Source organism: Clostridium fungisolvens (assembly GCF_014193895.1).
GTDB classification, from domain to species: Bacteria; Bacillota; Clostridia; order Clostridiales; family Clostridiaceae; genus Clostridium_AR; species Clostridium_AR fungisolvens.
Genome location: NZ_BLZR01000001.1, coordinates 2,296,049 through 2,315,277, shown reverse-complemented (window position 1 = coordinate 2,315,277; position 19,229 = coordinate 2,296,049). Strand labels below are relative to the sequence as shown.

The following is a 19,229-nucleotide window of genomic DNA, read 5'->3' as shown; positions in this document are numbered from 1 at the left end:
TGAGGTGATATTATGAAATCGAATAACAGATATCTAGGTGCATTGATAATTGCCCCAATATTAATTTTTATATTTCTTGGTGGAGTATATTTGAAGTACTTCACGATCTTAATTTCAATGATTGGTATGTATGAATTTTATAAAACAATGAAAGTTAAAGATTTTAATCCAATATGGCCAGTTGGATACGGTCTTCTAATTTGCTATTACCTTATAAACGCAGATATAGAAAAGCTAGTGTATCTGCTGATAATAGCACTAATTATTTTATTTTGTATACCGGTTATTAATACGAAATATACTTTTATAGATGTTTCATTAACTATTCTAGGATTTCTATATGTAGGCGTCTTTTTCAGTTTTATTTACCTGATAAATGCTATGCCTAATGGTAAGTTTTTAGTATGGTTAATATTCTTAGCATCATGGCTTTGTGATACAGTAGCTTATTATACTGGAAAATATTTAGGAAAAAGAAAGCTTTGCCCTAAAGTAAGTCCTAAGAAAACCATTGCTGGTTCTATCGGTGGATTATTTGGTAGCACTTTAGCTTTATCAGTTTATGGATACTACATAAACTCTTTTATACATAACATACCTTTTTATCATTATATAATAATAGGGTTATTATGTGGAGTGTTCTGCCAATTTGGAGATTTAATAGCATCTTCTATAAAAAGATATGTAGGTATAAAAGATTATAGCAATCTTATACCAGGTCACGGTGGAATACTTGATAGATTTGATAGTATATTATTCGCTTCAACTATAATATATATGTATCTTCACCTTGTATTATCTATATAAATTATATTATGTAAAATCAACTGAATTTTAATAAAGATGAAACACTTTAATTTGAAAATATAAATTTGATTATAAAGTGTCCATCTATATATACTATAACTCATAATGCAGAAATGCACTGTGAGTTTTTTTATTTTTTATTAATATACTTATATTCTTATTAATATACTTAACTAAAGTACTTATATTAATAGGACTGTGAATATCTTAAATGAAGAATAACCGCTTTAGAAAGGAATGAAAATGTTAAAAGAATACGCTAAGTTAATTCAGTTACTAATTTTATTGATTATAATTTTACTAGTGTCATATATAGTTAAAAACTATTTTAATCCATTTTTATATATTGTTGTTTTATATCTACTCGCAAAACCTTCACAAAAATTTTTTTCGAAAGTTACAAAATCATTTAAATTATCGGCAGCTTTTAGTATAATTGTATTAAATTTGCTTTTGTTTATTATGATATTTTATTTAAGTAACAATATAATTCTGCTTTTTCAAAAATATATTGTTTTAAATATAGACAAGCTACGATCCTTTTATGGTGATTTTATTAATTTAATTACAGTAAGCGGTAGTGGTGATATATTAAATAAGGGAAGCAACCTGATTGACAGTTCAATTATAAGAAAAGGTGCTGCATATACATCTGAAAGTATTGTATCTTATGTTATTGCTAACATTTGTGTTTACTTTTTGATGGTAGATGAGGTTGTATTAAAGAAAGCTTTTTATTCATTTTTGCCAACCTCAGTAATTAATAATATAGGTAAGTCTATTTTAAAATTAAAAAAGCTAGCTGCTATTGAAATAATGCTTGCATTAATTAGTACTATAGAAACATTAATTGGTTTTATTTTTTTCAAAGTGCCAGAACCATTTTTGTTAGCAATTATATGTGGAATGCTTGATGTACTTCCTTATGTAGGAACAATTATTGTATTTATTCCACTAATAATATACAATATTGTATTAAAGGAGTATTTCATAGCCTTTGGATTGGTGGTATTATACATTCTAATTCAAATAAATAGAGAAATTCTTGAAACTAAATTTATTGGAGATAAGCTAGATATTCATCCTATACTTGCTCTTATCTCAATATATATAGGAATTAACCTATTTGGAATAATAGGTATCATATCAGGACCACTATATATACTTCTAGCTAAAAATATAATAATCAGTTCAACTCAGGAGGATTTTACATGAAAAATATAGCAATATTAGGGGCAACTGGTTCTATAGGAACACAAACTTTAGATGTATTAAGATTTCATAAAGATGATTTTAACTTAATAGGGATAAGTGCACACAGAAGTACTCAGAGTATTATGAATATAATAGATGAATTTTTGCCTAAAACAGTAGCTATGACAGATTTCGAAGCTTATAACATAATTTTGGATTATTGTACTAAAAAAGGGTATGATATAGAAGTAAACTTTGGTATCGAGGGCTTGAATAAAGTTGCAACCCGTAGAGAAGTGGACATTGTTGTTACTTCTGTTGTTGGTATGGTAGGATTAGAACCAACTTTGAATGCCATTTGGGCTGGGAAAACTATAGCGTTAGCAAACAAAGAGACCTTAGTGGTTGCTGGTGAATTAGTTATGTCAGAAGCGAAAAAGAACAATGTTACTATACTTCCTGTAGACTCAGAACATAGTGCAATCTTTCAAAGTCTTCAAGGAAATAAAATGAACAAAATAGATAAAATATTACTTACTGCTTCAGGTGGGCCTTTCAGAGGAAAAAAAATAGATGATTTAAGTGCTGTTACTTTAGAAGATGCATTAAAACATCCTAATTGGTCAATGGGACCAAAGATAACAATTGATTCTTCTACGCTTATGAATAAAGGTCTGGAAGTAATCGAGGCGCATTGGCTTTTTAATTGTGATTATGACAAGATAGAGGTAGTTGTACATCCTCAATCAGTTATCCACTCTATGGTTCAATATGAAGATGGAGCCGTAATTGCGCAACTTGGAACTCCAGACATGAAGTTACCTATCCAATATGCATTAAATTATCCGAGTAGGAAAAGTAATATTGGAGGAACGTTAGATTTTAAAACTTTGCGCACTTTAACATTTGAAACTCCAGATTTGCAAACCTTTAAATGCCTTGATCTTGCATTTAAAGCTGGAAAGCTTGGAAAACTTATGCCTTGTATACTTAATGCTGCAAATGAGGCATGTGTAAGTTTATTTTTGAACAATAGAATTGAATTTTTACAAATAGGAGATGTTGTTGAAGAATGTATGAATAAGTTCGACTACAACAAAGAAGTAACCTTAGAAAATGTAAAGTCTATTGATAAAGAAGTAAGAGATTATGTATTTAAAAAGTATGAATAGGAGGAACTGCTGTGTATATAGTTTTTGCAGTTATTGCATTTAGTTTATTAATATTAATTCACGAACTTGGACACTTTACTTTAGCAAAGCTCAATGGGGTAAAGGTAGATGAATTTTCTATAGGGATGGGACCTAAACTCTTCAGTATTAAGGGGAAAGAAACAGAATATATGATTAAGGCTCTACCTATAGGTGGCTATGTTAAGATGTACGGTGAAGAAGAAACAACTAGTGATAATAGAGGGTTTTTATCTAAATCACCACTTCAAAGAATATCAATAATATTTGCTGGTGCTTTTATGAATTATGTTCTAGCAATAGTTTTATTTAGTATTTTTACATTTCACAATGGATATGCAATACCTGTTGTAAAGGATGTTGTGAAAGACTCTCCAGCAGCTAAAGCAGGATTGATGCAAGGTGACCAAATAACTAAAGTGAATAATTCAACAGTGCTGACTAAAGATGATTTAACCTACGAGATAGCCATGTCAAAGGGTAATGCCGTAGATGTTCAGTTAAAAAGAGGAAGCGAAACTAAAAATTTTAGTATAGTACCAACTAAAAATAGTGATGGAATATTAATGATAGGTATAACTAATGATTTTGTTGAGAACCCTTCTGTATTTCAAAGTGTTAAGTATAGCTTCAAGGGAACAGCTTCATGGGTTAAGCAAACATTTTCTGCTTTAAAGACAATTTTCACTGGAAAAGCTAACTTAAAAACTGATGTTGGTGGACCTGTTACTATAGTTAAAATGACAGGAACTGCAGCTAAAAGTGGTATAATAACTTTAGTATGGTTTACAGCATACTTAAGTGTTCAGCTAGCAGTATTTAATCTATTGCCATTTCCTGCACTTGATGGAGGATGGATTATTATGTTATTATTTGAACTGATAACAAGAAAGAAAGTTCCTGATAAAGTTGTAGGTGCATTAAACTTTGTGGGATTTTCACTACTTATGCTGTTGATGCTTTTAGTAACAGTTAAGGATATATTGTTCCCAGTTAATTTGTAGGAGATGGTTTTATGGACAGAAAGCAAACAAAAAAAGTTAGAGTTGGAAGTGTATTTTTAGGTGGAGATTCACCCGTATCAGTGCAGTCTATGACTAACACAGATACTAGAGATGTTAAAAGTACTATAGAACAGATAAAAAGACTTGAAGAGGCTGGTTGTGATATAGTTAGGTGTGCAGTACCAGATATGGAAGCTGCAGCAGCTATTAATGATATAGTAAAAGGTATCAATATTCCATTAGTAGCTGATATTCATTTTGATTATAGATTAGCACTAGAAGCTATAAAAAATGGAGTATCGGCACTTAGAATAAATCCTGGAAATATAGGAAGCGCTGATAGAGTTAGACTTGTGGCTGAAGCTGCAAAGTCAAGAGAGATTCCTATAAGAATTGGAGTTAATTCGGGATCACTTGAAAAAGAATTGCTGAAAAAATACGGAAGTCCAACTCCTGAGGCTCTAGTAGAAAGCGCTCTTGGACATGTAAGAATACTGGAAGATATGAATTTTAATGATATAGTAATATCAATAAAATCGGCAGATGTATTAAAGATGATTGACAGCTATAGGCTTATGTCTCAGAATGTCAATTATCCTCTTCACCTAGGTGTTACTGAAGCCGGAACATTATGGAGAGGCACTATTAAGTCAAGCATAGGTATCGGCACATTGCTTTCTGAAGGAATTGGTGATACCATCAGAGTATCTTTGACAGGAGACCCTGTTGAAGAAATTAAAGTTGGACGTGAAATACTTAAAACTTTCGGATATGTTAAATCAGGAATACAATTTATATCTTGTCCGACATGCGGAAGAACAAAAATTGATTTGATAAATATAGCAGAGCAAGTAGAGAGTAAGCTAGCATCTTGCAAGAAAAATATAAAAGTAGCTATAATGGGATGTGTTGTTAATGGCCCTGGTGAAGCTAGAGAAGCCGATATTGGAATAGCTGGAGGAAATGGTGAGGGCTTAATATTCAAAAAAGGTGAAATAGTTAGAAAAGTTGATGAAAAAGATCTAGTTAATGAATTAATTAAAGAAATTGAAAATTTTTAAAAGCGACTTAGTCGCTTTTTTTACTGTAAGGAAAATATAAAATTTTTATGGAATTTAAAAACTTAAAGAAGATAAGTAATCAATTAAATCATTAGCTAATAATAATTTTTTTGGTGAATAAAGTAATAAATCAGAATATTCATTTATGCTAATATAAATTAGTACTTGTAATCCAATAATTACTATGTTATGATTACACTAGTAGATTATTTACAATAGAGCAAGATAAGAGTGGGCATAAAAGTCCGCTCTTTCTATTTGTAAACGCAACTTGTTGAAAGTTGCGTTTTTGCATAATAATCAATATAGATTTATTATCTGGGAATACTAATAAAAATTGCTAGGTGTTTAAAGGAGGATAGATATGAAAAAAGATGCACTTTTAGAAAATTTAAATAACCTTTGCAAGCCTGTTGTAGATGAACTTGGATATGAACTTTATTACGTTGAGTTTGTAAAGGAAAACAATGAATACTACTTAAGGATATATATCGATAAGCCAGAAGGTATATCTCTAGCTGACTGTGAGAAAGTAAGTAGGAGAATAAGTGATATTCTAGATGAAAAGGATCCTATAACAGATCCATATTATTTAGAAGTTTCTTCGCCTGGACTTAATAGACAGTTATTTACTGAAGAGCACTATAAAAGATTTGTTGGCTCGGAGGTTTTTGTAAAGTTCACTAAAAATGTTGATGGTAAAAAAAATGTTAAAGGTATACTTGAAGAAGTAACAGATGATACATTAGTTATCGCAGAAAACAGTGAGAAATTTACTGTTCCTAAAGATAAAATAAAGTCTGTAAACATCGAAGGGGAGATTTAGTAAGGAGGGTTAAAAAAATGAATGAAGAATTTATAGGTGCATTGAAAGAGATTGTAAAAGAAAAGGGGATAAGTGAAGATCTTATTTTTACAACTTTAGAAGATGCTCTTGTAGCTGCATATAAGAAGAATTATGCAAATTCTACTACTGCAGCGCAGAATGTAAGAGTAAGTATGAACAGGGAAACTGGTGAAATCCATGTTTATGCACAAAAATCAATTGTTGATTTTGTTTATGACGAAGTGTCAGAAATATCAATTGATGAGGCAAAAGAGATTGATCCTAGATATGAAATAGATGATGTTGTTGAAATAGAAGTAACTCCAAGAAACTTTGGAAGGGTAGCAGCGCAACTTGCAAAACAAGTAGTAATCCAAAGAATTAAGGAAGCAGAAAGAAATATTATCTATAATGAATTCATTCAAAAAGAATTTGATATAATCACTGGAACAATAATTAGAAAAGATAAAGGCAATGTTTTTGTTGATTTAGGAAGAATAGAAGCAATTCTAGGACCTAATGAGCAAATGGCTGGTGAGGAATATAATTTTAATGAAAAGTTAAAACTTTACATTGTAGAAGTAAAAAACACTTCAAAAGGTGCTCAAGTTTTAGTTTCAAGAACTCATCCAGGACTTGTAAAAAGACTTTTTGAGTTAGAAGTTCCTGAAATTTTTGAAGGTGTAGTAGAAATTAAGAGTATTGCAAGAGAAGCAGGTTCAAGAACTAAGATTGCAGTAAATACAACTGATGAATCTGTTGATCCTATGGGAGCTTGTGTTGGACCAAAGGGGTCAAGAGTTCAAAACATAGTTAATGAGTTAAAAAATGAAAAAATTGATATCATTAAATGGAGTAAGTTACCTGAAGAATATATAGCTAATGCTTTAAGTCCAGCTAAAGTTTTAGATGTTGCAATTGATGAAGATAATAAATCTGCTAAGGTAGTTGTAGATGACAATCAATTATCACTTGCTATAGGTAAGGAAGGCCAAAATGTAAGATTAGCTGCTAAGCTTACTGGCTGGAAGATTGATATTAAAAGCAAGTCTCAGACTGAATAGTTCTGAAGCTTGGAGGTGCTACAATGAAACCAAAAAAAATTCCAATGAGAATGTGCACAGGTTGCATGGAAATGAAACCAAAAAAAGAACTCATAAGGATTGTTAAAAGTCCTGAGGGCGTTGTATCAGTTGATTTGACAGGTAAAAAGTCCGGTAGAGGAGCTTATATCTGTAAAAGTGTTGAATGCTTAGATAAAGCATTTAAAGCAAAAAGACTTAATAAAAATCTTGAAACAACAATCGATGAGAATATTTATAATAACTTAAAGGATGAAATTGTAAATGGTTAATAAGTTTCTTCAATTTTTAGGACTAGTAAAAAAATCCGGGAACTTAATTGAAGGTTACAATAGATGTGAAGAAATATTAAAGAAGAAAAAGATTTATTTGTTTATATTCTCAACTGAGCTTTCACCTAAAAGTAAGGATATGTTTATGCGATATTGCATAGAAAAAAATATCCCTACCATTGATGTTTTCTCTAAAGAAGACTTAGGACTTAGCTTAGGAAGAAGTGAAATTAATGTTTTAGCTGTTACAGAAGAAAATATGGCTAAGAAATTAATTCAGATTCAGGAGAATATTTGATAAATCCAACGAATTTTGTCGGGGGTGAATCTATGTCAAAAATTAGAGTATATGAATTAGCAAAAGAATTAAATGTAGCAAGTAAGGATCTTATCACTTTGCTTATGGATGAATTTAGCATAGAAGTTAAGAATCATATGAGTGTTATAGAAGACGAAGATGCAGAACTTATTAAAGAACTGCTAGCAGGTAGTGACCACACTATAATTCCAGCAGGTTCAGATGATGATGATGAGGAAGTTTCTAAAACTATCGTAGATGAATATGAGGAAATGGTAGCTGAAGAAGTTAATAATGTTGCTAAAAAGAGAAAGAAAAAGAAATCAGATGATGAAGAAGTTAATGATGAAGATAGCACTGTATTAGACGGTGGTACTATTGAAATCAGCGATACAATAACAGTTAAGGAATTAGCTGAAAAGTTAAATAAACCTGGTGCTGATGTAATAAAAACTTTAATCTTCACTGGTGTTATGGCTGCTATAAACCAAGAAATAGACTTTGCTACAGCTGAAAAAGTTGCAGAAAAGTATGGAGTTTCAGTTTTAAAGAAAGCAGAAGAAGCTACTTTAGAAATATTTGAAGAGGAAACTGAAGATGGTGAAAACCTTGAAAGCAGACCTCCAATTATAACAGTAATGGGTCACGTTGACCATGGTAAGACCTCTTTACTTGATGCTATAAGAAAAGCAAAGGTAACTGAATCAGAAGCTGGAGGTATAACTCAGCACATAGGTGCTTATACTGTTAATGTTAACGATCAAAAGATAACATTCTTAGATACTCCAGGACATGAGGCTTTTACAGCGATGAGAGCACGTGGTGCTCAAATTACTGATATAGTTATCCTTGTAGTAGCTGCTGATGATGGTATAATGCCACAAACAGTTGAAGCAATAAATCACTGTAAGGCTGCCAATGTACCAATGGTTGTAGCTATAAATAAGATGGATAGACCAGGAGCTAATATCGAAAGAGTTAAACAAGAACTTACAGAGTACGGTCTTGTATCAGAAGATTGGGGCGGAGATGTTATATGTGTTCCTGTTTCTGCAAAAACTCATGAAGGTATAGATACTCTTCTAGAAATGGTAGTTCTAACAGCAGAAATGCTTGAACTTCAAGCTAACCCATCAAGAAGAGCTAAGGGAACTGTTGTTGAAGCTAAACTTGATAAAGGTAGAGGAGCTGTTGCATCATTACTTATCGGTAATGGAACACTTCATTCTGGAGATTCAATCGTAGTTGGTTCAACATATGGAAGAATTAGAGCTATGTTTGATGATAAAGGAAAGAAGATTAAGCAAGCTGGTCCTTCTATTCCAGTGGAAATTCTTGGTCTATCAGATGTTCCTTCAGCAGGAGATAGATTTATAGTAGTTAAGGATGAAAAGACTGCTAGACAAATGGCTGAATCTAGAAGAGAAAAGAATCGTGAAGAAAGCTTTAATAACTCAAATAGAGTTTCTCTTGAAGATTTATATAGCCAAATAAGAGAAGGAAAAGTAAAGGAACTTGCTATAATAGTAAAAGCTGACGTTCAAGGTTCAGTTGAAGCTATAAGATCTTCATTAGAAAAATTATCTACTGAGGATGTTAGAGTGAGAGTAATTCATGGTGCAGTTGGAGCAATAACTGAAACAGATATAACTCTTGCAACAGCTTCTAATGCCATTGTTATAGGATTTAACGTAAGACCTGACAACAATGCAGTAAGTATAGCAGAAAAAGAAAATGTTGATATTAAGACATACAGAATTATCTATGATGCTATCGAAGATATAAAATCAGCTATGATTGGTATGCTTGAACCTGAGTACAAAGAGGTTATCCTTGGTAAAGCTGAGATAAGACAGACTTACAAGATCTCTAATGTAGGAACTATTGCAGGATCTTATGTATTAGATGGTAAGCTAGTAAGAAACTCAGATATTAGATTAATTAGAGATGGAATAGTTATCTTAGAAGGAAAGCTTTCATCGTTAAAGAGATTTAAAGATGATGTTAAAGAGGTTAATGCAGGTTACGAATGTGGATTAAGTTTAGAAAAGTTTAATGATATCAAAGAAGGCGATATCGTTGAAGCCTTTACTATGCAAGCAATTGAAAGAAAAGAACTTTAAAAGAGGTGATTTTCATGCCTAACTATAGAGGCGGAAGAATAAATGAAGAAGTAAAAAAAGAAGTAAGTGATATAATAAGAAATAATATAAAGGATCCTAGACTTACTGCTATGATAAGTGTAACAGATGCAGTAGTAACAAAGGATTTAAGATATGCTAATATCTATATTAGTATATTTAGTTTAAGTGAAGAGGAAAAGGCTAGCACTTTTAGTGCCTTAAAGAGTTCTAGTGGATTTGTTCGTAAAGAATTAGGTCATAGAATTAATTTAAGACATACACCTGAAGTATTATTTCAGTTAGATGAGTCTATTGAAAAAGGAATGCATATAGATTCTCTTTTAGAGAAGATAAAGGAGAAATAGAATGACACTACATGAAATTGCTAATAAGATTTTACCGATGAATAAAATAGGTATTACATTTCATGTTTCTCCTGATGGTGACGCTGCTGGTAGCGTGTTGTCATTATATCAAGCTTTAAAAAAAATTGGTAAGGAAGCTTATATGATATCGAAAGATACGATATCATATAATTTAAGCTTCCTTCCTTTTTCAAATGAGCTTAATGGAGAATGTGTAAGTCCTAAAGAAGATAGTGATTGTGTAATAATACTTGATTGTGGAAACAAAGAGAGAATTTCAGCAGATTTAGAAGGATTTAAAGGTACTATTATAAATATAGATCATCATTTATCAAATGATCTTTATGGTGATTTAAATTTTATAGATGTTACTGCTTCTGCAACAGCAGAAATAGTATATAGTCTTATAAATTTATTAAATGCTGAAATGGATAGTGATATCGCAAAATGTCTTTATACTGCTCTTGTTACAGATACTGGGTCTTTTAGACATTCAAATGCTACTCCAACTACTCATAATATTGCATCTGAACTTCTAAAGTTTGATATTAATCATTCAGATATTCACAGCAATATATTTGATAACAAGCCTTTTGAAAAGCTAAAACTTATAGGGTATGTACTAGGAAATACAGAGCTTATATATGAAGGAAAGCTTGCTGTTATGGAAATTACTAAGGATACAGTTAGTAGGTTAAATATAGTTTTAGATGATTCTTCAGATATAATATCTCAAGGACTCCAAATTAGAGGCGTTGAGGGAGCAGTGTTATTTAGGGAAGTTGAAGATGGAGTTAAAGTAAGCTTAAGATCTAAAAAATATTTGAACGTTAACAAAGTTGCTTCAGTTTTCGGTGGAGGCGGCCATATAAGAGCTTCTGGAATTACTATGAAAAACATATCCTTAAACGAAGCTAAAAATTTAGTTTTAAATCAAATAAAAGAAGAGATATAGATATGAATGGTGTAATTAATATAAATAAAAGCACAGGTATGACTTCTTTTGATGTAGTTAGAAAAGTTAGGTTTTTAACTAAGGAAAAAAAAGTTGGACATACAGGAACCCTTGATCCTGAAGCTTCAGGGGTTCTTCCTGTTTGTATGGGAAAAGCAACTAAAATAATTGATTATATAATGGAAAATCAAAAATCATACAAAGTTAGTTTTCAGTTAGGATTAGTAACTGATACATATGACTTAGAAGGAACTGTTATTAAGACTTCAGAGACAGACCATATAAAGAATGAGGATGTTTTAAATGTAATATCTAAATTTATTGGTTTAATAGATCAGGTTCCTCCTATGTATTCTGCACTTAAGGTTAATGGAAAGAGATTGTATGAGCTTGCGAGGCAAGGAAAAGAGATAGAAAGAGAGGCAAGAAAGGTTAACATATATTCTATAGATAATATAGAGATAGCTCTACCTTTTGTCACTATGGATGTCACTTGCTCCAAAGGAACATATATCAGAAGCCTATGTTTTGATATAGGAAATGAATTAAATGTAGGTGCAACTATGACTGCTTTGTGTAGAACTAGAAATGGATTTTTCACTTTAGGAAATAGCGTTAAGTTAGAAGATTTAAATGAATCTAATATAAGTGAATTTATTATATCAATTGAAGATGCATTAAAATTTTATGATAGTATTAACGTAAACGAAAAATTCTCTAAGTTGTTAATTAATGGTGTAAGAGTAAGTGATAGAACAATGATTAGAGATGAACTTGATTTTCAAAAGCTTTATAAAGTGTATGATAACAAAGGATCTTTAATTGGACTTGGTAAGATGAATAGGGATGGCTTTAAGTTGGAAAAATTATTATTAGATTAGAGGTACAAAGATGATAATTATTGATGAAAATAGCAAAATCTCTTTACAAAAAAGTTCTTTTATAGCTCTAGGTAGTTTCGATGGCTTGCATTTAGGACATTTGAGTTTAATAAATAAAACTTTGGAATTAGCTAAGAAAAATAGCTGTTCTAGTATGGTTTTTACTTTTAAAAACCATCCACTAACAGTAGTAAATAAAGATAGAGCTCCTAAATTGCTACTTGATAATAAAACAAAACTTGAGATTCTTGAAGAACTAGGTATTGATATTGCTTGTCTCATAAATTTTAATGAAGACTTTATGAAGATTGAACCTGAAGCATTTATAGAAATGCTCTTAAATAAATACAATGCTAAAGGCATAATAGTTGGGTTTAATTATAGGTTTGGCTATAAAAATAAAGGTGATATAAATCTTCTAAAAACTCTAAGTGAAAAGTATGGATTTGAACTGCATATTATGGGTGCTTTGATGAATGAAGAAAATATAATAAGCAGCACAAAGATAAGAAATCTTCTAATTGATGGGGATTTGGATGGTGCTAATGCACTACTTACTAGACCATATATTCTTAGAGGTACAGTTGTGAAAGGAAAGCAGCTTGGAAGAACTTTAGGATTTCCTACTGCAAATACTGAGGTTGAATCTAGCTCAGTTCTTCCTAAGATTGGAGTTTATTATACAAATACAGTTTATAAGAGTAAGTTATATAAAAGTATAACCTCTATTGGTTATAATCCTACTGTAAATGGTAAGAATATAACCATAGAGACATATATATTAAATTTTAATAAAAATATTTATGGCGATGAATTAAAAGTTTATTTTCTTGAAAGAATAAGAAATGAAGAAAAGTTTAATAGCCTAAAGGAGTTACAGCAGCAACTAATTAGTGACAAAGCTTTTGCTGAATCAAGAAAAAACCTAAGTGGATTGTAAAAAAATTCATTTACAATAAAAATCAGTTCTGCTATAATACCTTTGAGAACCTAATCCTAAGATAAAAGGTTTGCCATCTTTTTTCATGGAACTAGGGGATAATTTTGGAGGTGTTTACACATGGATAAGGCAAGAAAACAAGAAATTATAGTTAAGTACGCAAGACATGAAGGAGATACTGGTTCACCAGAAGTGCAAATAGCACTACTTACTGAAAGAATCAACTATCTTACTGAACATTTAAAGGTTCATAAGAAAGATCACCATTCAAGAAGAGGTCTTCTAATGATGGTTGGACAAAGAAGAGGTCTTTTAAACTACCTATCTTCTCAAGATATCGAAAGATATAGAGCAATAATAGGACAATTAGGTATAAGAGGTTAATCTGAAAAGAGCGGTTATACCGCTCTATTATTTTATCAACTAAAGTAAAGTTTTACATAAGTAACCGAAAGGAGGTAATAACACATGAATCATTTTCATGAAACCACCGTAGCTGGTAGAAAAATGAAAGTAGAATTTGGAAAGTTAGGAATGCTTTCAGATACTGCTATCTTAATGAGCTATGGTGATACAGTAATATTAACAAACGCTAATGCTTCAGAATCACCAAGAGAGGGGATTGATTTCTTTCCTTTAAGTGTTGAATATGAAGAAAGATTATATGCAGTAGGAAAAATACCTGGAGGATTTATCAAGAGAGAGGGTAGACCTTCAGAAAAAGCAATTCTAAATGGAAGAGCTGTCGACAGACCGCTTAGACCACTTTTCCCTAAAGGATATAGGAATGACGTACAAGTAGTTTGTACAGTAGTTTCTGTAGAAAATGATAACCTTCCAGAAATTCTTGCGATAAATGCAGCATCAACTGCTCTTTGTCTATCAAGTATCCCATTCACCACTCCAGTAGCCGCAGTACAAGTAGGTTTAATCGGTGATGAATTTATATTAAATCCAACATCAAAGCAAAGAGAAGAAATGATACTTGCTTTAACAGTATGTGCTACAAAAGATAGAGTTATGATGATTGAAGCTGGTGGTCACGAGATACCAGAAGAAACTATGATAAACGCTATTACTTTTGGATTTGAAGCATGTAAAGATATAGTTGCTTTCCAAGAAGAAGCAATGAAAGCTTTTGGAAAAGAGAAAAAGGAACCTTTAATATACAAGGTTGATGCAGAACTTGAAAAAACTGTTCGCGAATATTCCTTTGAAACTATAAAAAAAGCTATGTATATTATCGACAAGAATGAAAGAAATGAAGAAATGGATGAAGTTAAGAAGAGTGTAGTACAACACTTTGCTGATATATATCCAGATAACATGTCAGATGTTAATGACGTTGTATACAGAATTCAAAAAGAAATCGTAAGAGATATGCTTCTACATGAAAGAAGACGTCCTGATGGAAGAGCTTTTGATCAGGTTAGACCAATAAGCTGTGAAGTAGGAGTTTTACCAAGAACTCATGGAACAGGTATATTTACAAGAGGACTTACACAAGTTATGACTGTAGCAACTTTAGGTGCTATAGGAGATGTTCAAATTCTAGATGGAATTGGCGAAGAAGTATCTAAGAGATACATGCATCACTACAACTTCCCATCATACAGTGTTGGTGAAGTTAGACCTTTAAGAGGACCAGGTAGAAGAGAAATTGGTCATGGTGCATTAGCTGAAAGAGCTCTAGAACCACTTATACCATCGGAAGAAGAATTCCCATACACTATAAGACTTGTATCTGAAGTATTAAGCTCAAATGGTTCTACATCACAAGCATCAGTTTGTGGATCTACTTTAGCATTATTAGATGCAGGAGTTCCAATTAAAAGACCAGCTGCTGGTATAGCAATGGGGTTAATAACTTCCGAAGATTTATCAGAAGAAGAAGTTCTAACTGATATACAAGGAATAGAAGACTTCTTTGGAGATATGGACTTTAAGGTAGCAGGTACAGAAAAAGGAATAACTTCTATACAAGTTGATACAAAGATAGCTGGATTATCAGAGTATTGTATAAGAACGGCTATATATGATGCAAGAAAAGCAAGACTTGGCATACTTGATAAGATTAAAGAATGTATACCAGCTGCTAGAAAAGAAGTTTCATTATATGCGCCTAAGACTTCAACAATACAAATTGATCCTGATAAGATAAGGGATGTAATCGGTGCTGGTGGAAAGATAATCAATAAGATTATAGCTGATACTGGTGTTAAGATTGACATTAAGGATGATGGAAAGATATTTGTTTCCTCTTCAGACCATGCAGGAGTTAATGAAGCCTTAAAGATAATAGATGGACTTACTCGTGAAGTAAAAGCAGGAGAAATATACTTAGGTAAAGTAGTCAAGATTGCTCAATTTGGTGCGTTTGTTGAAATACTACCAAACAAAGAAGGTTTAGTTCATATATCTAAACTTGATGTAACTAGAGTAAATAAAGTTGAAGATATTGTATCTGTAGGTGATGAAATACTTGTAAAGGTTACTGACATAGATAACCAAGGTAGAATTAACCTATCTAGAAAAGATGCAATTGCTGAAACACAGGAAGACAAATCAAAAGAAGATAAATCAAAAGAATAACGATGAAAGGGCAACTTAAAAATTGCCTTTTTATTTTTTAAGGAGGTATTTTTATGTATAATCTATACACACTACCAAATGGTTTAAGAGTTGTTACTGAATATATAGATCATGTTGACTCTATAAGCATAGGATTACATGTAGAGAATGGGTCAAGAAATGAAGACTTACATAATAATGGTATCTCTCACTTTATAGAACACATGATGTTTAAAGGTACAAAAAATAGAAATGCTAAACAAATAGCTGAAGATATTGAAAATGTGGGTGGACAAATAAATGCTTATACAAGTAAAGAATCTACCTGTTATTACTTCAAAGCCCTTTCGACTCATGCTGGTTTATGCTTAGATGTATTGTCTGATATGATGTTTAATTCTAATTTTACTGAGGAAGACATACAAAAGGAACAAGGTGTAGTTGTGGAAGAGATAAATATGGGTGAAGATACTCCAGAGGATGTATTATCTGATATACATGCAAAAGCAGCCTTTGAAGATGATTCTTTAGCATATCCAATCCTCGGAACTCCTGAAACTGTAAGGTCATTTAATAGAGAAATTATAACTAACTATGTTGAATCTCACTATACACCTAAAAATTCAGTTTTATCTATCTGTGGTAAGTTTGAATACAAAGAACTTATAAAACTTGTAGAGAATTATTTTGGAGGTTGGAAATCTGAAAGAGAGATAATAACAGATTATTCAACTCCTGAGCTTAAAAATAATTTCTTAAGCTCTGATAAGGATATAGAACAACTTCATATAAATTTAGGACTTAAAGGAGTTCCAATTGGAGACGATAACGGATATAATTTAATAGTTCTAAATAATATTTTAGGTGGAGGTGCATCCTCACTGTTGTTCCAAAAAGTTCGTGAAGAAATGGGTGTATGTTATTCAGTTTATTCATATCCTCTTTCTTATAAAAATACTGGAATGTTAAATATTTATGTAGGACTTAATCCTGCATATGCAGAACAAACACTGCTTGCCATAAATGAGGAATTAGAGCTTTTTATTTCTAAAGGAATCACTAAAGAACAACTAAATATAAACAAAGAAAAAATTAAAGCAGGTTATGTTTTAGGACTAGAAAGTACTAGTAGTAGAATGTTTAGCAATGGTAAATCTGTTCTATTCTTGAATAAAATAAATAAACCAGAAGATATAATAAGTAAAATAGACAGAATTAATTTCGATACAGTTCACACTATGCTCGAACAATGCTTTAAACCAGGAATTATAAATGGTGCATTTGTTGGAAAAGAAATTAATTTAGATACTTTGTCCACACTAGCACAAAAAGATATAGTTGCATACACTAACAGTGAAGGAAATATATAAGCATAAAATCCTCCTTGGTATCATACTTTGATGTTAAGGAGGTGTATTACAATGAGTGACAATGTAAAATATTTATCTGAAATGGAACGTTATGAGATCATAAACGTAAATGATGGCGAAAAGTATAATTCTTTATCAAGCAATGATATAGTTATAGATGACGAGGGGAAACTTAAGTTTCTCATCATAAATGTCAATATGTCAAAGTTTAGCCTATTTGGAGGAGACGAATTCCTAGAGATTTCTTGGGATTACGTAAAAAAAATAGGTGCAAAAACAATAATACTTGACGTCGAAGAGGAAATGATTAAAAGAACAAAGCTTTAACAAAGGAGTGATATTTTGAAAATCATCATACAAAAGTTTGGTGGAACTTCAGTATCTACATCTGAGAGAAGAGAACAGGTAATTGAAAAAGTTAAAGAAGCAATAAACAATGGTTATTCACCAGTAGTTGTAGTTTCTGCTATGGGAAGAAAGGGAGAACCGTATGCAACAGATACACTTCTTTCACTTCTTAATAGTGATTTTAAAAAATCAAACAAGCATGCAACTGATCTTTTAATGTGCTGTGGTGAAATAATTAGTTCTACAGTTCTTTGTCAAGAACTATACATGAACAATATTAAAGCCATGCCTTTGACTGGAGGACAAGCTGGTATAATAACTAATAGTGATTTTTCCAATGCGCGCTTATTAGACGTAGATACAAAGAGAATAATACACTTATTGAACGAAGGAATAGTACCAGTAATATGTGGATTTCAAGGTACTGATGCAGAAGGTAATTTTACAACACTCGGAAGAGGCGGTAGTGATACTACAGCATCAATATTAGGTGTAGCTTTAAAAAGTGAGCAAATTGAAATATTTACTGATGTAGATGGGATAATGACAGCAGATCCAAGAATAGTAGAAGATGCGAATTTGATAGATAAAATAAGTTATAATGAAGTGTTTCAGTTTGCTGATCAAGGTGCTAAAGTTATTCATCCTAGAGCTGTAGAGATTGCTATGAGAGGAAATATACCTCTTGTAATAAGAAATACAATGTCTAAAAGTAAAGGGACGGTTATAGACAATGTTGGTGATAGCAGTGATCCACGTATCTTAACTGGTATAACTCATATGTCAGGAAGAATTCAAGTAACTGTAACTGATTTAGAAAATAAAGATAAAATTGAATATAGAAAAGTATTAGATACTTTAGCTGAAAATAAAATAAGCTTAGATTTAATTAATATATTTCCAAAAGAAAAAATATTTACGATTGATTCAGAAGACTTGTTGAAATTAGAATCAGTGTTAAAAGATGAAAATATTATATACAGCTTAGTTAAAGACTGCAGTAAGGTTTCTTTAATTGGTTCAAGAATGAAAGGTATTCCTGGAGTAATGGCCAAAATAATAAGAACTTTGGATGATAATAATATTGAGGTTCTCCAGACAGCTGATTCTCATACTACAATATGGTGCTTAATACATTCCTTCGATGTAGAAAAAGCAATTAATGTACTTCATAAAGCTTTTATGTAATAGCTTGAATAATAGAGTGTTCTCTTGTACAAAATAGTAAAGTACAGGAGGAATGATTATGAACGATGAACTAAAAAAAGATGAAACAAAACAAGATGATAAAATTGAAGCAATAAAAGAACTTGGAAATTTAAATTCTGCTCAAGAAACACAACAAAGAATTCATATATTATCTATAATTGGTCAGATTGAAGGTCATGGTGTTTTGCCACCACAAACTAAAACCACAAAGTATGAGCATGTAATACCTCAACTGATAGAAATGGAACAAAATGAAAAGGTAGAAGGTATATTAACTATTTTAAACACTGTTGGTGGTGACGTAGAAGCAGGACTCGCCATTTCAGAGATGATAAGAAGTTTAAGTAAGCCTACAGTTTCGTTAGTAATAGGTGGAGGACACTCTATAGGAGTTCCTTTAGCTACTGCATCTGACTATTCGTTTATATCCCCTTCTGCTACTATGATATTGCATCCAATAAGAATGAACGGATTGGTACTGGGGGTTCCTCAAACTTTTAAATATTTTAATAAAATGCAGGAACGCATAAATGAATTTATAGTTAGAACTTCTAAAATAAATAAGGAAACCCTAAAAACGTTAATGCTTCAAACTGATGAGCTATTAAATGATATGGGAACTATTTTAGTAGGAAAAGAAGCTGTAGATTATGGACTCATAGATGAAGTTGGTGGAATTAAAGAAGCACTTGCTAAACTGAATTCAATGATAGATAGTGTAAATAAACCATAG

The 19,229-nt window shown here is 31.5% G+C and carries 20 protein-coding genes; all 20 read left to right on the top strand.

What is annotated here, in order from left to right:
- The first annotated feature begins 12 nt into the window (after positions 1-12).
- Positions 13-807, top strand: coding sequence for a phosphatidate cytidylyltransferase (locus tag bsdtw1_RS09845; RefSeq protein ID WP_183277405.1), 795 nt, complete (start codon positions 13-15; stop codon positions 805-807).
- A gap of 243 nt (positions 808-1,050) precedes the next feature.
- A complete protein-coding gene (locus tag bsdtw1_RS09840) occupies positions 1,051-2,022 on the top strand; it encodes an AI-2E family transporter (protein WP_183277404.1) in 972 nt (323 codons plus the stop codon).
- Positions 2,019-3,173: a 1-deoxy-D-xylulose-5-phosphate reductoisomerase gene (gene dxr, locus bsdtw1_RS09835; protein WP_183277403.1), complete on the top strand. Its 1,155-nt coding sequence runs from the start codon at positions 2,019-2,021 to the stop codon at positions 3,171-3,173. Before bsdtw1_RS09840 ends, dxr begins: the two co-directional genes overlap by 4 nt.
- An 11-nt stretch (positions 3,174-3,184) precedes the next feature.
- Positions 3,185-4,195, top strand: coding sequence for an RIP metalloprotease RseP (gene rseP / locus bsdtw1_RS09830; RefSeq protein WP_183277402.1), 1,011 nt, complete (start codon positions 3,185-3,187; stop codon positions 4,193-4,195).
- An 11-nt stretch (positions 4,196-4,206) separates the two neighbouring features.
- Positions 4,207-5,256: a flavodoxin-dependent (E)-4-hydroxy-3-methylbut-2-enyl-diphosphate synthase gene (gene ispG, locus bsdtw1_RS09825; RefSeq protein ID WP_183277401.1), complete on the top strand. Its 1,050-nt coding sequence runs from the start codon at positions 4,207-4,209 to the stop codon at positions 5,254-5,256.
- 364 nt (positions 5,257-5,620) lie between these two features.
- Entirely contained in the window at positions 5,621-6,082 is a 462-nt protein-coding gene (gene rimP, locus bsdtw1_RS09820; RefSeq protein ID WP_183277400.1) for a ribosome maturation factor RimP, read from the top strand.
- A 17-nt stretch (positions 6,083-6,099) separates the two neighbouring features.
- Positions 6,100-7,146 carry a transcription termination factor NusA gene (gene nusA, locus bsdtw1_RS09815; RefSeq protein WP_183277399.1) on the top strand — a complete coding sequence of 349 codons (1,047 nt, stop codon included), beginning with the start codon at positions 6,100-6,102 and terminating at the stop codon, positions 7,144-7,146.
- A gap of 23 nt (positions 7,147-7,169) precedes the next feature.
- Positions 7,170-7,436, top strand: a complete 267-nt coding sequence (rnpM, locus tag bsdtw1_RS09810) for an RNase P modulator RnpM (protein ID WP_183277398.1) — start codon at positions 7,170-7,172, stop codon at positions 7,434-7,436.
- Positions 7,429-7,734 carry a ribosomal L7Ae/L30e/S12e/Gadd45 family protein gene (locus bsdtw1_RS09805; protein WP_183277397.1) on the top strand — a complete coding sequence of 102 codons (306 nt, stop codon included), beginning with the start codon at positions 7,429-7,431 and terminating at the stop codon, positions 7,732-7,734. The genes rnpM and bsdtw1_RS09805 overlap by 8 nt, the downstream gene beginning before the upstream one ends.
- A gap of 32 nt (positions 7,735-7,766) precedes the next feature.
- On the top strand, positions 7,767-9,857 hold the full coding sequence (gene infB / locus bsdtw1_RS09800; protein WP_183277396.1) for a translation initiation factor IF-2: 2,091 nt from the start codon (positions 7,767-7,769) through the stop codon (positions 9,855-9,857).
- Between the two features lie 14 nt (positions 9,858-9,871).
- A complete protein-coding gene (gene rbfA, locus bsdtw1_RS09795; protein WP_183277395.1) occupies positions 9,872-10,222 on the top strand; it encodes a 30S ribosome-binding factor RbfA in 351 nt (116 codons plus the stop codon).
- Between the two features lies 1 nt (position 10,223).
- On the top strand, positions 10,224-11,177 hold the full coding sequence (locus bsdtw1_RS09790; protein ID WP_183277394.1) for a DHH family phosphoesterase: 954 nt from the start codon (positions 10,224-10,226) through the stop codon (positions 11,175-11,177).
- 2 nt (positions 11,178-11,179) lie between these two features.
- Complete coding sequence (gene truB, locus bsdtw1_RS09785; protein WP_183277393.1) at positions 11,180-12,058, top strand: tRNA pseudouridine(55) synthase TruB; 879 nt, start codon at positions 11,180-11,182, stop codon at positions 12,056-12,058.
- Positions 12,059-12,068: 10 nt separating this feature from the next.
- Entirely contained in the window at positions 12,069-12,998 is a 930-nt protein-coding gene (locus bsdtw1_RS09780) for a bifunctional riboflavin kinase/FAD synthetase (protein WP_183277392.1), read from the top strand.
- A gap of 120 nt (positions 12,999-13,118) precedes the next feature.
- Positions 13,119-13,382: a 30S ribosomal protein S15 gene (gene rpsO / locus bsdtw1_RS09775; RefSeq protein WP_183277391.1), complete on the top strand. Its 264-nt coding sequence runs from the start codon at positions 13,119-13,121 to the stop codon at positions 13,380-13,382.
- An 84-nt stretch (positions 13,383-13,466) separates the two neighbouring features.
- Positions 13,467-15,590 (top strand): polyribonucleotide nucleotidyltransferase, encoded by a 2,124-nt coding sequence (locus tag bsdtw1_RS09770; RefSeq protein ID WP_183277390.1) that lies wholly within the window; start codon positions 13,467-13,469, stop codon positions 15,588-15,590.
- A gap of 53 nt (positions 15,591-15,643) precedes the next feature.
- Complete coding sequence (locus tag bsdtw1_RS09765; RefSeq protein WP_183277389.1) at positions 15,644-16,939, top strand: M16 family metallopeptidase; 1,296 nt, start codon at positions 15,644-15,646, stop codon at positions 16,937-16,939.
- A 51-nt stretch (positions 16,940-16,990) separates the two neighbouring features.
- Positions 16,991-17,266 (top strand): YlmC/YmxH family sporulation protein, encoded by a 276-nt coding sequence (locus tag bsdtw1_RS09760; protein ID WP_183277388.1) that lies wholly within the window; start codon positions 16,991-16,993, stop codon positions 17,264-17,266.
- A gap of 15 nt (positions 17,267-17,281) precedes the next feature.
- Positions 17,282-18,475: an aspartate kinase gene (gene dapG / locus bsdtw1_RS09755; protein ID WP_183277387.1), complete on the top strand. Its 1,194-nt coding sequence runs from the start codon at positions 17,282-17,284 to the stop codon at positions 18,473-18,475.
- A 58-nt stretch (positions 18,476-18,533) separates the two neighbouring features.
- On the top strand, positions 18,534-19,229 hold the full coding sequence (locus bsdtw1_RS09750; RefSeq protein ID WP_183277386.1) for a ClpP family protease: 696 nt from the start codon (positions 18,534-18,536) through the stop codon (positions 19,227-19,229).